Annotated in this window: 12 protein-coding genes, 3 tRNA genes and 2 pseudogenes; 5 read left to right on the top strand and 12 right to left on the bottom strand. The window is 70.3% G+C overall.

The window, feature by feature from the left end; all coding sequences use genetic code 11:
• Positions 1-81 precede the first annotated feature (81 nt).
• A tRNA-Met gene (locus tag ACWD5Q_RS23380) sits at positions 82-154 on the bottom strand.
• 46 nt (positions 155-200) lie between these two features.
• A tRNA-Thr gene (locus tag ACWD5Q_RS23375) sits at positions 201-273 on the bottom strand.
• Between the two features lie 210 nt (positions 274-483).
• Here ACWD5Q_RS23375 and ACWD5Q_RS23370 point away from each other — a divergent pair.
• Positions 484-1,731: an amidohydrolase family protein gene (locus tag ACWD5Q_RS23370; protein WP_451428967.1), complete on the top strand. Its 1,248-nt coding sequence runs from the start codon at positions 484-486 to the stop codon at positions 1,729-1,731.
• A gap of 143 nt (positions 1,732-1,874) precedes the next feature.
• Positions 1,875-2,531 carry an SDR family oxidoreductase gene (locus ACWD5Q_RS23365; protein WP_451428966.1) on the top strand — a complete coding sequence of 219 codons (657 nt, stop codon included), beginning with the start codon at positions 1,875-1,877 and terminating at the stop codon, positions 2,529-2,531.
• A 127-nt stretch (positions 2,532-2,658) separates the two neighbouring features.
• Here the strand turns inward: ACWD5Q_RS23365 and ACWD5Q_RS23360 are convergent, their stop codons facing one another.
• The 4 genes and pseudogenes from ACWD5Q_RS23360 to ACWD5Q_RS23345 form a co-directional block, all read right to left on the bottom strand.
• Entirely contained in the window at positions 2,659-2,871 is a 213-nt protein-coding gene (locus ACWD5Q_RS23360; protein WP_451428965.1) for a hypothetical protein, read from the bottom strand.
• Positions 2,872-2,903: 32 nt separating this feature from the next.
• Positions 2,904-3,313: pseudogene (locus ACWD5Q_RS23355) on the bottom strand (NUDIX hydrolase).
• Between the two features lie 317 nt (positions 3,314-3,630).
• Positions 3,631-3,831, bottom strand: coding sequence for a hypothetical protein (locus ACWD5Q_RS23350; protein WP_451428964.1), 201 nt, complete (start codon positions 3,829-3,831; stop codon positions 3,631-3,633).
• 1,035 nt (positions 3,832-4,866) lie between these two features.
• Positions 4,867-4,948 (bottom strand) — tRNA-Tyr (locus ACWD5Q_RS23345).
• A 224-nt stretch (positions 4,949-5,172) separates the two neighbouring features.
• Here ACWD5Q_RS23345 and ACWD5Q_RS23340 point away from each other — a divergent pair.
• Positions 5,173-5,661 carry a YajQ family cyclic di-GMP-binding protein gene (locus tag ACWD5Q_RS23340; RefSeq protein ID WP_451428963.1) on the top strand — a complete coding sequence of 163 codons (489 nt, stop codon included), beginning with the start codon at positions 5,173-5,175 and terminating at the stop codon, positions 5,659-5,661.
• Between the two features lie 97 nt (positions 5,662-5,758).
• On the opposite strand, the gene ACWD5Q_RS23335 is transcribed toward ACWD5Q_RS23340, so the two are convergent.
• Positions 5,759-6,025 carry a GlsB/YeaQ/YmgE family stress response membrane protein gene (locus tag ACWD5Q_RS23335; RefSeq protein ID WP_451428962.1) on the bottom strand — a complete coding sequence of 89 codons (267 nt, stop codon included), beginning with the start codon at positions 6,023-6,025 and terminating at the stop codon, positions 5,759-5,761.
• Positions 6,026-6,202: 177 nt separating this feature from the next.
• Between ACWD5Q_RS23335 and ACWD5Q_RS23330 the strand changes: the two genes are divergently transcribed.
• A complete protein-coding gene (locus ACWD5Q_RS23330; protein ID WP_451428961.1) occupies positions 6,203-7,465 on the top strand; it encodes an APC family permease in 1,263 nt (420 codons plus the stop codon).
• Positions 7,466-7,646: 181 nt separating this feature from the next.
• Here the strand turns inward: ACWD5Q_RS23330 and ACWD5Q_RS23325 are convergent, their stop codons facing one another.
• Positions 7,647-8,213, bottom strand: a complete 567-nt coding sequence (locus ACWD5Q_RS23325; RefSeq protein WP_451428960.1) for an SMI1/KNR4 family protein — start codon at positions 8,211-8,213, stop codon at positions 7,647-7,649.
• Positions 8,214-8,355: 142 nt separating this feature from the next.
• A pseudogene (locus ACWD5Q_RS23320) lies at positions 8,356-8,452 on the bottom strand (YccF domain-containing protein); the annotation flags it as partial.
• Between the two features lie 118 nt (positions 8,453-8,570).
• On the opposite strand from ACWD5Q_RS23320, the gene ACWD5Q_RS23315 reads away from it, so the two are divergent.
• Positions 8,571-8,972: a YccF domain-containing protein gene (locus tag ACWD5Q_RS23315; protein ID WP_451428959.1), complete on the top strand. Its 402-nt coding sequence runs from the start codon at positions 8,571-8,573 to the stop codon at positions 8,970-8,972.
• Positions 8,973-8,992: 20 nt separating this feature from the next.
• Here ACWD5Q_RS23315 and htpX read toward each other — a convergent pair whose 3' ends face one another.
• The 3 genes from htpX to ACWD5Q_RS23300 form a co-directional block, all read right to left on the bottom strand.
• Positions 8,993-9,856 (bottom strand): zinc metalloprotease HtpX, encoded by an 864-nt coding sequence (gene htpX, locus ACWD5Q_RS23310; protein ID WP_451428958.1) that lies wholly within the window; start codon positions 9,854-9,856, stop codon positions 8,993-8,995.
• A gap of 209 nt (positions 9,857-10,065) precedes the next feature.
• Complete coding sequence (locus ACWD5Q_RS23305; protein WP_451428957.1) at positions 10,066-11,565, bottom strand: NADH-quinone oxidoreductase subunit N; 1,500 nt, start codon at positions 11,563-11,565, stop codon at positions 10,066-10,068.
• On the bottom strand, positions 11,562-13,136 hold the full coding sequence (locus ACWD5Q_RS23300) for an NADH-quinone oxidoreductase subunit M (protein ID WP_451428956.1): 1,575 nt from the start codon (positions 13,134-13,136) through the stop codon (positions 11,562-11,564). The genes ACWD5Q_RS23305 and ACWD5Q_RS23300 overlap by 4 nt, the downstream gene beginning before the upstream one ends.
• Position 13,137 lies beyond the last annotated feature (1 nt).

Genomic DNA, 13,137 nt, shown 5'->3' with positions numbered 1-13,137 from the left:
CTCCTTGACGAACGGATGGACGAATTAACGCAAGAAAGAGTAGCCGATCGAAGGACCGACCCCGCAATCGGCTACTGTGAGTAGCGGTGACCGGACTTGAACCGGTGACACAGCGATTATGAGCCGCTTGCTCTACCGACTGAGCTACACCGCTGTGATGCGATCGGGCCCCGCCTTGCGGCGGGAACCTCTCACACCAGAGCCCCAAAACGGAATCGAACCGTTGACCTTCTCCTTACCATGGAGACGCTCTGCCGACTGAGCTATTGGGGCGAGCGAGGAAGACATTACACGGTCGCCCGCCGTTCGCCCAAATCCATTGCACGGCCTCCCTCCGCGGCCCCTTGACCCCCGCGACGGCAAGCACCACACCGGTACGACTATTGCGCTCCTCCCCGTCCCGGCCGGGTCGTCACCCTAGGCTCGACTCACTCTCCGTGATCTTGCCCCCGGTGCACAGCCGCCCCGAGCCACAGGAGCGCGATGCCCGACAGCCGACCGCAGCCGCCCCACTCCTCGCCCTCGCCGTCGGGACCGGCCGACGCGAACCCCCTCCTGCTCTGCGGAGCGCGGCTCACCGACGGGCGGACGGTGGACGTGCGGCTGGGCGGCGGGCGCATCGAGGCCGTCGGCACCGCGGGCAGCCTGGCCTCGGGGGCGGCCGGCACCCGTGTCGACCTGCGCGGCTATCTGCTCCTGCCGGCCCCCGCCGAGCCTCACGCGCACGGGGACACGGCGCTGTCCGCGGACGGCGACGGGCCGGTGTCGCACCAACCCGAGGAGGTCCAGCGCCGTGCCACCGAGGCCGCGCTCCTCCAGCTCGGACACGGCGCCACGGCGCTGCGCTCCCACGTACGCATCGGTGACATCCAGGGGCTGGAGGGGCTGGCGGCGGTCCTGCGGGCGCGGCGCTCACTGAGCGGGCTCGCCGAGCTGACGACGGTGGCGATGCCGCGGGTGCTGACCGGCGCCGCCGGGGCGAACGGGCTGGCGCTGCTGCGGGACGCGGTCAAGATGGGCGCGGCGGTGGTGGGCGGCTGCCCGGACACGGACCCCGATCCGACGGGGTATGTGGAGACCGTCCTCGAACTGGCCTCCGAGTACGGCTGTCCGGTCGACCTGCACACGGACGCCGACGAACCGGCACGTCTCGTCCGGATCGCGGCAATGGCGGGCGGGCTGCGCCCCGGGGTGGCGCTGGGCCCGTGCGGCGGTCTGGGGCGGCTTTCCGCGGGGACGGCCGCCCGGGCCGCGGACCGGCTCGCCGCCGCCGGGGTGACGGTGGTCTGTCTGCCCCAGGGCGGCTGCGGCGGCGCCGACCGGCGCGACACCGCTCCGGTACGGCTGCTGCGGTCGGCCGGGGTGCGGGTGGCGGCGGGCAGCGGGGCGCTCAGGGACGTGTCGAACCCGGTGGGTCGGGGGGACCCCCTGGAGGCCGCGTATCTGCTGGCGTCGCGGTACGGACTGCGTCCCGATGAGGCGTACGCCATGGTGAGCGCGTCGGCGCGGGCCGCGCTCGGGCTGCCGCAGGTACGGGTCGAAGCGGGCTTCCCGGCGGAGTTGCTCGCCGTACGCGGCGAGCGGCTGGCGGGGGCGCTGTCGCTCGCGTACAGCCGGATCGTGGTGCACCGGGGGCGCGTGGTCGCTCGTACGAGCGCGGTGCGGGAGTACTGCGGCTCGGCGGCGGTGGCGCTGGACCTGCCGCGCCAGGGACGCGGCCAGCCGTCGTGACCACCGGGCGCCGCCGCGGCGAACGGGTCACGCGGAGCGGCCGATGCCCGTACGCCGCTCGCGCGCCGCGGGCGAACGCCGATCTCGAGCGCCGCGTGAGGTCGGTGCGGCAAAGGCGCTCCTGCGGGCGTACGGTCGGAAACATGCGCATTGTCATCGCTGGTGGTCATGGTCAGATCGCGCTGCGGCTGGAGCGGTTGCTCGCCGCGCGCGGTGACGAGGTCGCGGGAGTCGTCCGCCGCGCGGAACAGGCCGACGATCTACGGGCGGCCGGCGCCGAATCGATCGTCTGCGACCTGGAGTCGGCACCGGCCGAGGAGGTCGCCGGGCACCTGGAGGGGGCCGACGCGGCCGTCTTCGCGGCGGGTGCCGGTCCGGGCAGCGGCGCGGAGCGCAAGTTCACGGTGGACCGGGATGCGGCGATCAAGTTCGCGGACGCGGCGGAACGGGCGGGCGTACGCCGCTTCGTCATCGTCTCCTCGATGGGCGCGGACCCGGAGCACCAGGGCGACGAGGTCTTCGACGTGTATCTGCGGGCCAAGGGCGAGGCCGACGCGTACGTACGCGCCCACAAGTCGCTGGACTGGACGATCCTGCGCCCCGGTTCCCTGACGAACGACGCCGGCAAGGGCCTCGTGCGCCTGGAGGCCCACACCGGTCGCGGCGCGATCCCGCGCGACGACGTGGCGGCGGTCCTCGCGGAACTCGTCGACACGCCCGCGACGGCCGGTCTGACCCTGGAACTGATCGGCGGCTCGACCCCTGTGTCGGTCGCGGTGAAATCCGTGGCGGGCAACTGAGCGAACGCAAGCGCCGGCTGACAAGGCGTCAGCCACTCCGCGCAGCGCTCAGACGTCTCTTGGCGTCTCTTGGCGTCTCTTGGCGTCTCTTGGCGTCTCTTGGCGTCTCTTGGCGTCTCTTGGCGTCTCAGAAGAGCGGCAGCTGACCTGGGAACTCCGGTACGACGTAGCCGTCCAGGGCGGGCTGGGCGGCGGCGGCCTGCGCGAGCCGACGGGACCCGGGGCACGAGACGAGCGTCCCGTCGGCGTGCGCCCCCGGCGGATCGTGCCGCGCGAACCGCCCCGCGACGACGGCGATTTCCCGATGGCACTCGGGACAACTCCTGCGGGGCGACGACATGCTCTCAGCGTACGAGAACCCGCCCGGGTGGATCAGCCGATGGAGGACGCACCCCGGCCCCCGTCCAGCGCGTGCTCGCTCCGCAGCCGCCTGGTGGGGTGCACGTCCAGACCCTCGAGATCCGCCGGGTCGGCCCAGCGGACCTGCGTCGCCTCGGAGCTGGTGCGCAGTTGCCCGCCGACCGGGCGCGCCCGGAAGCAGGGACTGAGCTGCCGGCGGACCTCTCCGTCGTCGTACCGCATGTCGTGTCCCGGATCGGTGTAGATCCCGCTGAGCCCGGCGACCTCCACCTCGATCCCGGCCTCCTCCCGAACCTCGCGGACCACGGTGTCCCCGATGGTCTCCCGATGTCGCGCCCACCGCCCGGCAGCGCCACCCACCATCTGCCATCACACCGAAATGCATGCCCCACGAAGAAACCCCAGTGTGGCGGCGCCAGGATTCGAACCTGGGAAGGTGAAGCCGGCAGATCTACAGACCGCGCGATCACTCCGCGCTGAGCTGACCGTTCCCGCAGTGCGCCGCTCCGTGCCCCACACGTGCCCCACGATGCGCCCGGAAGCGTCGCCCTCGCGTTCTGGCGGAACCTTGTTGCTGCGTGGGCTCCCTCGACTTGCCACCCGATCCCGGCCTCAGACTGAGGCCGGGATCGGGTGGCGTCTAGGGCGTCCGACGGGTCGGCACAGTCCCTGCGACTCTCCCGGCTACGCTTGCGCGGGAGCGCCCCGCGGCGCGTGGCTTCGGGGCGCCTTGTGGGGTTTAGTCGACCGACTGCCCGTCGTACTTACCGCCCACGCAGGGGTTGCCCGGCAAGTCGATCCGGGGCGTTCCGCCGCCGTCAATGCACTGGTTAGGGCCGACCTGTGCGGGGGCGGCGGTGGCGGTGGCGGCGCCTGTGAGGCCGAGTCCGGCGAGGGCTGCCGTGGCGATGACGGCGGCGAGGATTCGTCGCATGCGCATTTGGTTCCCCTTTCATGGATTGCCTCCATTGGGGCACTAGTCAGCGTGATCCTCACCCATGTGGGTGGCACGTCATGTTGCGCCATTCGGGTGACATGGCTGTCGGGAGCGGGGCCGCTGACCCGGCCCGCCCAAGGCCTTCGCCGCCGACTGGGAAGGCGGGACGGACGGCGGAGCGATGGCAGCTCTGGGGTGGGGACGGTCTGCATGACGCGACCCGTCAGAGGACGCAGAACGGAGGGCGTACGGGCATCAGTCTCGTCGGGGTTGGGGAGATCGTAGTCATCTCCGCTTCGGCCTCGGAGTTGCTGCGGGCCGCCCATGCCGGCGAGCCGTTCGACGAAGAAACCGGGCTGCCGCTCGCGGAACTCCGGGAGCGAACCGACGTGAGTTGGTACCAGCACGCCCGTGAGTACATCGAGATGAAGTGGACGCACTCCCCCGGCTCGACGCGCCGGACGCTTGCGGAAGCGATGGCCACGGTGACTCCCGTCCTCGTACGGGACACCAAGGGCATGGCCGACGCGAGGACTGTACGCACTGCCCTCTACGGCTGGGCGTTCCACGTGAGCCGACGCGACCAGGAACCGCCCGAGGAAGGGTGGGCTGGTGCAGGACACCGGCTATGGGGAGGTCTGGGCAGAGGCCCGGTCACGGGCCCTGACTCCAGGAGAGTTCGACTCGGTGTTGGCCAAGCGCCCGTATGACCTTCGCCACGCTGCGGTGTCCACCTGGCTCAGCTCTGGGGTCGAGCCTCAGCTCGTGGCAGAGCGCGCCGGCCACAGTGTGGCGGTGCTCTTCCAGATGTACGCCAAGTTCCTCAAGGACGGAGACGAGGCGGCGAACGCCAAGATCTCTGCCCGCCTCAGGCGGGCCGGGTGACAGGCCAGAAATCCCGTCCACGCTCCGTCCGCGCACACCGAGACGGGGCATTCGAACGGGAGACAGCGTGGGACAGCCCACTGAGCACCCAGGGGTACGACAAGGGCCCTGTGACCTGCTGTTCACGCAGGTCACAGGGCCCTTGTTCCCGTGTGGCGGCGCCAGGATTCGAACCTGGGAAGGCGAAGCCGGCAGATTTACAGTCTGCTCCCTTTGGCCGCTCGGGCACACCGCCGGGGATTGCCGCCGGGGAGCCGCTTTTCCGCGGTGCTCCCTGGCAACGACGTAAACGATACCCGATGCGTAGGGGTGCTTCGCCACCCCATAGATCGGCAGCCTGAGCGGGACGGGATGACTAGGCTTAAGCGGATGCGGCCCGGATTGAAGCCGGGCCAGGCGGCCGCGCTCCCGCACGCCGATACGCACCCCGATCCATCCCGATACAAGGAGCCACAGGACATGGCCGACTCCAGTTTCGACATCGTCTCGAAGGTCGAGCGGCAGGAGGTCGACAACGCCCTCAACCAGGCCGCCAAGGAGATCTCGCAGCGCTACGACTTCAAGAACGTCGGTGCCTCGATCGCCTGGTCCGGCGACAAGATCCTGATGCAGGCCAACTCCGAGGACCGGGTGAAGGCCATCCTCGACGTCTTCGAGTCGAAGCTGGTCAAGCGCGGCGTCTCCCTGAAGTCCCTGGACACCGGTGAACCGCAGCTCTCCGGCAAGGAGTACAAGATCTTCGCGTCGATCGAGGAGGGCATCTCCCAGGAGAACGCGAAGAAAGTGGCGAAGATCATCCGCGACGAGGGCCCGAAGGGCGTCAAGGCGCAGGTGCAGGGCGACGAACTGCGCGTCAGCTCGAAGAGCCGCGACGACCTGCAGACCGTGATCGCCCTGCTGAAGGGCAAGGACTTCGACTTCGCGCTGCAGTTCGTGAACTACCGGTAGGCCTGTACGGCCCGTCGTCCGATACGGGGAAGGGTGGGTGCCCCGGTGCCGAGGTGCCCACCCTTCCCCGCAGTCGGCTGCGTCTTCAGGAGTGTGGTCAGCGCCGTGAGTCGCCGAACAGAACGCGGTAGATGATCAGCAACACCAGGGAGCCGCCGACCGCGGCCGCCCAGGTCGTGCCGTCGTAGAAGTGCTTGGTGATCGGGTGGTGGAGCCAGCGGGCGGAGATCCAGCCCCCGATGAACGCACCCGCGATCCCGATGAGGGTCGTGCCGATGAAGCCGCCGGGGTCCTTGCCCGGCAGCAGGAACTTCGCGATGGCGCCCGCCAACAGTCCCAGAATGATCCAGCCGACGATGCTCATGCCCTGAACCTGCCTCTCCACGCTGTGCCTGTGCTGTGCTCTTGCTCCGGCCAGGCCGTATGCATGCGTTGACGTCGCCACTTGATGCTGCTGGTCGCGCTTTTTCTGCGGCCGTGTGTGTCATCGGGGAGGACGTCGCCGGACCGTCGGCGGTTGCGGGCCAATAGGGTGCGGCCCATGACACAGTCGGGGGCGCGACAGCCCGATAGCGTGGGATTGCGCAGGACCCTCGGGCTCGGTGACGCCGTCGTCATCGGTCTGGGGTCGATGGTCGGGGCCGGGATCTTCGCAGCCCTCGCCCCGGCGGCGCGCGCGGCCGGGTCCGGGCTGCTGCTCGGGCTGGCGGTCGCGGCCGTGGTCGCCTACTGCAACGCGACATCCTCGGCACGGCTGGCCGCCCTGTATCCCGCCTCGGGCGGCACCTACGTCTACGGGCGGGAGAGGCTCGGCGCGTTCTGGGGGTATCTGGCGGGCTGGTCGTTCGTCGTCGGGAAGACCGCGTCCTGCGCGGCCATGGCACTCACCGTGGGCGCATACGTCTGGCCGGGGCAGGCACACGCGGTTGCGGTGGCGGCCGTGGTGGCGCTCACCGCCGTGAACTACGGCGGCATGCAGAAGTCGGCTCTGCTGACGCGGGTGATCGTGGCGCTGGTCCTGGCCGTCCTCGCCTCCGTGGTCGTCGTGTGTCTCGGGTCCGGGGCGGCCGACGCGTCGCGGCTCGACGTGGGCCGCTCGGGCGGCGCCGCCGGGGTGCTGCAAGCGGCCGGGCTGCTCTTCTTCGCGTTCGCGGGATACGCGCGGATCGCCACCCTCAGCGAGGAGGTCCGGCATCCGGAGCGCACCATCCGGCGCGCGATCCCCCTGGCGCTGGGCATGGCGCTGGTGGTGTACGCGGCGGTGGCAGTCGCCGTCCTTTCCGTGCTCGGTCCACAGGGGCTGGGACATGCGGCGGCGCCGCTGGCGGACGCGGTGCGGGCGGCGGGCGTGCCCGGCCTCGTCCCGGTGGTCCGGGTGGGCGCCGCGGTGGCCGCGCTGGGCTCGCTGCTGGCGCTCATCCTGGGTGTCTCACGGACGACACTGGCCATGGCCCGGGACCGGCATCTGCCGGGCGCTCTGGCGACCGTGCACCCACGCTTGCAGGTACCGCACCGGGCCGAGCTGGCCGTGGGTGCCGTCGTGGCCGCGCTCGCCGCGACGGTGGACGTCCGGGGCGCGATCGGTTTCTCCTCCTTCGGGGTCCTGGCGTACTACGCGATCGCCAACGCGTCCGCGTGGACACTGAGTCCGGCGCCGGCTTCGCGCGTCGTACCGGCTGTCGGGCTCATCGGCTGCGTGACGTTGGCCTTCGCGCTGCCCGCCGTGTCGGTGGGTGTGGGCGCGGGGGTGCTGCTGCTGGGCGTGATGGTGTACGGCGTACGGCGGTGGGGTGCCGGGCGGTAGCCATCGGCGCGTTGGAGGCGCTGCCCGGCCGGTGCGGGAGTTCCCGGCAGTGGCGAGAGCCTCTGGTGGTTGCTGGACCTACAGCGGTGACGCGGGCCCCCGGCGGTAAGGAGGCTCCCGCGACGGCGGGACCCACCAGCGATGGCGGAAGCCTCCGGCGGTGGGGTGCGGGGGCGCCCGGTTACGCCGCCCGCGGGGCGCCCGTGCGTATCGGGAAGTCCGGCCACGGGGCCGGGTCCGCGCCGTCGTGGGACTCCTCGTACCAGCCCGTGCCGTCGAGCCAGGTCTGGAGCCACTCCGTGAGGCCGGGGGCGTCCACGTACCAGGCGTGGTCGGCCTCGTCGGCGTTCGGCTCGTACAGCAGGACCGTGCCCTGCGGAGCGCGGCAGTCCACGCACGCGTACATTCCGCAGCCCCAGTGGGATATCGGCAGGATGCCCTCGGGCCAGGGCCACTCGGGGTCCTTGCGGCCACTCTCGCGGTTGGCGAGGTACTGAGGGACGGCGGCCGGCTCACTGGACGGAGAGCTGTCGAGCAGGGGCAACAGGCCGTACCCGGGGCCGAATCCGCCGTCCCCTATCCGCAGATACAACTCGGCGAGCAGCGGCGGCAGGGAAAAGCCCAGGGCCTCCTCGGCACGGGCGAGTGCGGCCTTCTCGACGGGCGCGGGCAGCGAAGGCCAGCCCCACGGGCGGGTGTTGCGGGCCTGCTCCGCCACCTTGTCCAGCAACTGCTCGATCTCGGTCATGAATTCATGATGCAGGGCGTCACTGACAATCGGGCGGCCTGTGGAAAACCCCGCCCGCCACTGCGCGCCCCCGGGCCGCCGACGGACCGGCGGCCTTCCGGCGCCGGCCGGGCGGAGGCCCGGCAGCCCGCCGCGCTGCCCGTCAGCGCGTCGCGAAGGGCTCGTCGGTGCCCACGATTTCACGGCCGAGCGGCAGCAGCGAGACCGGATGAGCTGAAGTGGCTGATCCCGAACGAGATCGTCTCGGAACGTCCCCGATCGCGCTACAAGAGCGCCGCGGTTCCGCCTGAACGCATGATCAACTGATACTTGTGGCAGCAGGCTGTACCGGCCGAGCGACCTGGAGAGGTGCCGATCATGAAGGTGTTCAACCTGCTGCTCAACATCCTGTGGCTCGTCTTCTGCGGCTTCTGGATGGCGATCGGTTATCTGATCGCTGCGCTGATCTGCTTCGTCTTGATCATCACCATCCCGTTCGGCATCGCTTCGCTGCGCATCGCCGGATTCGTCCTGTGGCCGTTCGGCCGGACCACTGTGGATCGGCCAGACGCCGGAGCAGGGTCGTTCATCGGCAACGTGATCTGGGTGATCTTCGCGGGGTGGTGGCTGGCGCTGGGACACCTGATCACGAGCATCCCTCTGTTCCTGTCGATCATCGGCATCCCCTTCGGATGGGCGAACCTGAAGCTCATCCCCCTCTCACTCATGCCTTTGGGGCGAGAGGTCGTACCCACGGATCAGGAGTTCGGCGGGCGCTGACTCGCTGTTCAGGAGTGCCTTCAACGGTGGCGGCCTGCCATCTGCTCGAGGCGAGCGATGCGCTCCGCCATCGGCGGGTGCGTGGAGAACATCCTGGAGAGTCCCTGGCCCGGGCGGAAGGGGTTCGCGATCATCATGTGGCTCGCGGTCTCGATGCGCGGCTCCGGCGGCAGCGGGAGCTGCCTGGTCCCCGCGTCGAGCTTGCGCAGGGCGCTTGCGAGCGCGAGGGGGTCGCCGGTCAGCTGGGCGCCGGAGGCATCCGCCTGGTACTCCCTGGAGCGGCTGATGGCGAGCTGGATGACGGTCGCCGCGAGCGGGCCCAGGATCATGATCAGGAGCAGGCCGAGGAGGCCGGGGCCCTCGTCGTCGTCCGAGCGGCCGACGGGGATCAGCCAGGCGAAGTTCACCAGGAACATGATCACGGAGGCGAGAGCGCCGGCGACCGACGAGATCAGGATGTCGCGGTTGTAGACATGGCTCAGCTCGTGCCCGATGACACCGCGCAGTTCACGCTCGTCGAGGATGCGCAGGATGCCTTCGGTGCAGCACACGGCCGCGTTGCGCGGATTGCGGCCCGTCGCGAACGCGTTCGGCGCCTCCGTCGGCGAGATATAGAGCCGGGGCATGGGCTGGCGGGCCTGGTTGGAGAGCTCACGGACCATGCGGTAGAGCCCCGGGGCCTCGAATTCGCTCACCGGGCGCGCACGCATCGCGCGTAGAGCCAGTTTGTCGCTGTTCCAGTACGCGTAGGCGTTGGTGCCGATCGCCACGAGGACCGCGACGATCAGGCCCGTACGCCCGAAGAAGCTGCCGATGACGATGATGAGTGCGGACAGTCCCCCGAGGAGTACGGCGGTCCTGAGCCCGTTGTGCCGGCGGTGCACGGTACGCCCTCCAAGTGGTGCGGCAGGGGAACCCTTTGTCTGCGGATACTGCTGACTCCACTTCTCAGTGGACCCTCCTGCACTGGTCAACGCCAGGCGGGGAGCACGAGTTCCCTTGTGCGGGCACCGGGACGCGTAGGCCGTCCGGGTGAGGCGGCGGCCTCACGCGCGCGTGCCGGGTCTCGGGCGCCCGCACGTGAGGGCGTAGGTCAGAAGAGGGCGGTGGCCGAGAAGCGGAGCACCAGTTCCGGCGCTCCGGACAGGGCGATGCTCAGGACGGCGGTCAGCGCGATGGCGGCCGTGAGCGGGGCCGGGACGCGGTGCTTCTCCGGCTCTCCCTCGGGGGCCCGGAAGAGCAGGGCCGTCCACTGGAGGTAGTAGAAGAGGGCGATCACCACGTTCACGGCCATGACCACGGCGAGCCAGCCGAGCCCGGCGTCGACGGCCGCGGAGAACACGGTGACCTTCGCGAAGAGGCCGATGATGCCCGGCGGGAGGCCTGCCAGGCAGAGCAGGAAGAACGCCAGCAGCAGCGCGGCGAGGGGGTGGGACGTGTACAGACCGCGGTAGTCGGTGATCCGGTTCAGGGCTCTGGTCCGGCCGACGAGCGCGGCCACGGCGAAGGCGCCGAGGTTCACCGCCCCGTACATGAGGGCGTACGCCACGGTGGAGCCGATCGACTTCTGGGCGTTCCTGGAGTAGGCCGCCGCGGCGATCGGCACCAGGAGGTATCCCGCCTGGCCGACGGAGGACCAGGCGAGCAGGCGTACGGCGCTGTACGCGCGCGTGGCCTGCTGCCGCAGGGCGCCGACGTTGCCGACGGTCATGGTCAGGGCCGCCAGCGCGGCGAGGGCCGGGCCCCAGACGTCGGCGTACGACGGGAGGGCCACGACGGTGATGAGGATCAGGCCGGAGAAACCGACCGCCTTGCCGACGACGGACAGATAGGCGGCGACCGGCAGGGGCGCGCCCACATAGGTGTCGGGCACCCAGAAGTGGAACGGGACGGCGGCCGTCTTGAAGGCGAAGCCGACGAGGGTGAGGACGACGCCCGCCTGGGCGAGGGTGTGCAGCTGACCATCCACGTGCTGGATCCGGTCAGCGATCCGGGCGAGGTACAGGGTGCCCGTGGACGCGTACACGAAGCTGATGCCCATGAGGCTCACCGCGGTCGCGGTCACGGACGACAGGAAGAACTTCAGGGCCGCTTCGGAGGACCTCCTGTCGCCGTACCGGATGCCGACGAGGGCGAACGCCGGCAGGGACGCGACCTCCAGGGCGACGATGAGGGTCGCCAGGTCGCGGGAGGCGGGCAGCAGGGCGGCTCCGGCGGAGGAGGAGAGCAGCAGGAACCAGAACTCCCCTTCGGGTACTTCCTTCCGGGCGTCCTTCAGGGAGGTGACGGACAGCAGGGCCGCGAGGAGCGCACCGAGGAGGACGAGGAGCTGGATGATCAGGGTGAAACGGTCCGCCGTGTAGCTGCACAGGTGCGGATCGCCCGTCAGGCAGAAGGTGGCGCGGTCGCCGTCCAGGAGGGGCAGCAGCATGAGGGCCGCCACGGCGAGTCCCGCGACGGAGACCCAGCCGAGCAGGGCCTTTCTCCGCTCGTCGAGGAAGAGGTCGGCGACGAGGACGACGAGTCCGACGACCGCCGCGATGGTGGGCGGCGCGATCGCCAACCAGTCGACGGACTGGACGAGGGAGCTCATCGGGTGCCTCCTGCGAGGAGCTGCTGCACGGCCGGGTCGGTCAGGCCGAGGAGGGCCCTGGGCCATAGGCCGGCGACGACGGTGAGGACGACGAGCGGCGTCCAGGCCGCGAATTCGTAGGTGCGGACGTCGGCGAGGCGCGGGGCCTCCTGCGGTACGGCGCCCATGCACACCCGTCGTACCACGATGAGCATGTACGCGGCGGTGAGCAGGGTGCCGAACACGGCGATGGCCAGGAAGGTGAGGAAGGCCGGGCGGCTGAGGCCCGCGGCGGGTTTGAAGGCGCCGAACATGGCGAGCATCTCGCCCCAGAATCCGGCCAGACCCGGCAGGCCGAGCGAGGCTACGGCGCCGAAGGCGAGCAGGCCGCCGAGGCGGGGCGCCTTGCCGTAGAGGGCGGCGCCGGTCTCCTCGGCGAGGGTGTCGAGATCGGTGGTGCCCGTGCGGTCCTTCAGCGCGCCGACGAGGAAGAAGAGCAGGCCGGTGATGAGGCCGTGGGCGATGTTGGCGAACAGCGCGCCGTTCACTCCGGTCGGGGTGGTGGTCGCGATGCCGAGCAGCACGAAGCCCATGTGGCCGACGGAGGAGTAGGCGATGAGCCGCTTGAGGTCGCCTTTCGCGCCCCGCTTGGCGAGGGCGAGGCAGGCCAGGGATCCGTAGATGATCCCGATGACGGCGAGGGCGGCGAGGTAGGGCGCGAAGGTGTGGAACCCCTCCGGCGCGACCGGCAGGAGGATGCGCACGAACCCGTACGTGCCCATCTTCAGCAGCACACCGGCCAGCAGGACCGAGCCGACGGTCGGTGCCGCGGTGTGGGCGTCGGGCAGCCAGCTGTGCAGCGGCCACATCGGCGTCTTGACCGCGAGCCCGATGCCGATCGCCAGAACGGCGATGACCTGCACGGATATGGTGAGTGACCGGCCGTTGTCAGTGGCGAGTGCCACCATGTCGAACGTGCCTGCCTTGAGTCCGATCAGAAGCAGGCCGAGCAGCATGACGACGGAGCCGAGCAGCGTGAAGAGGATGAACCGCCACGCGGCCTGGGTCCTCCCCTCACCGCCCCAGCGGGCGATGAGGAAGTACATCGGGATGAGGACCATCTCGAACGCGAGGAAGAACAGCAGCAGGTCGAGAACGGCGAAGGTGGCGAGGGTGCCGGACTCGAGGACGAGCAGCAGGGCGACGAAGGCCTTCGGGGACGGGCCCGCGGGCAGGTTGAAATACGAGTAGAGCGCGCAGAGGAAGGTCAGCAGCGCGGTCAGCACCAGAAGGGGGAGGGAGATGCCGTCGATGCCGAGGTGGATCCGCACGTCGAGGGCGGGGATCCAGCTGATGTCCGTCGTGGCCTGCATCTTCGACGCGTGGTCATGGTCGAAGCCGAGCGAGAGGACGATCGCGGCGACGAGGACGGCGCCGGTGACGGTGACACCGTGCCGCAGCACGGCCTGCTCGGGCGACTTCCCCTTCAGCCCGGGCGGGGCCGGCAGGAGAGCGGCGAGGGCGCCGATGAGCGGCGCGACGACGATGAACGCCAGAAGGAACTGCATCACGGACTCGCTGATATCGATCACG

It is taken from the genome of Streptomyces sp. NPDC002513 (genome assembly GCF_053595355.1).
The sequence above is the reverse complement of the archived record's forward strand: the minus strand, read 5'-3'. Positions and strand labels throughout refer to the sequence as shown.

Coding starts and splice junctions, on each gene's coding strand:
- ACWD5Q_RS23370 (WP_451428967.1), top strand. CDS start 484: ATGCCCGACAGCCGACCGCAGCCGCCCCACTCCTCGCCCTCGCCGTCG.
- ACWD5Q_RS23365 (WP_451428966.1), top strand. CDS start 1,875: ATGCGCATTGTCATCGCTGGTGGTCATGGTCAGATCGCGCTGCGGCTG.
- ACWD5Q_RS23360 (WP_451428965.1), bottom strand. CDS start 2,871: ATGTCGTCGCCCCGCAGGAGTTGTCCCGAGTGCCATCGGGAAATCGCC.
- ACWD5Q_RS23350 (WP_451428964.1), bottom strand. CDS start 3,831: ATGCGCATGCGACGAATCCTCGCCGCCGTCATCGCCACGGCAGCCCTC.
- ACWD5Q_RS23340 (WP_451428963.1), top strand. CDS start 5,173: ATGGCCGACTCCAGTTTCGACATCGTCTCGAAGGTCGAGCGGCAGGAG.
- ACWD5Q_RS23335 (WP_451428962.1), bottom strand. CDS start 6,025: ATGAGCATCGTCGGCTGGATCATTCTGGGACTGTTGGCGGGCGCCATC.
- ACWD5Q_RS23330 (WP_451428961.1), top strand. CDS start 6,203: ATGACACAGTCGGGGGCGCGACAGCCCGATAGCGTGGGATTGCGCAGG.
- ACWD5Q_RS23325 (WP_451428960.1), bottom strand. CDS start 8,213: ATGACCGAGATCGAGCAGTTGCTGGACAAGGTGGCGGAGCAGGCCCGC.
- ACWD5Q_RS23315 (WP_451428959.1), top strand. CDS start 8,571: ATGAAGGTGTTCAACCTGCTGCTCAACATCCTGTGGCTCGTCTTCTGC.
- ACWD5Q_RS23305 (WP_451428957.1), bottom strand. CDS start 11,565: ATGAGCTCCCTCGTCCAGTCCGTCGACTGGTTGGCGATCGCGCCGCCC.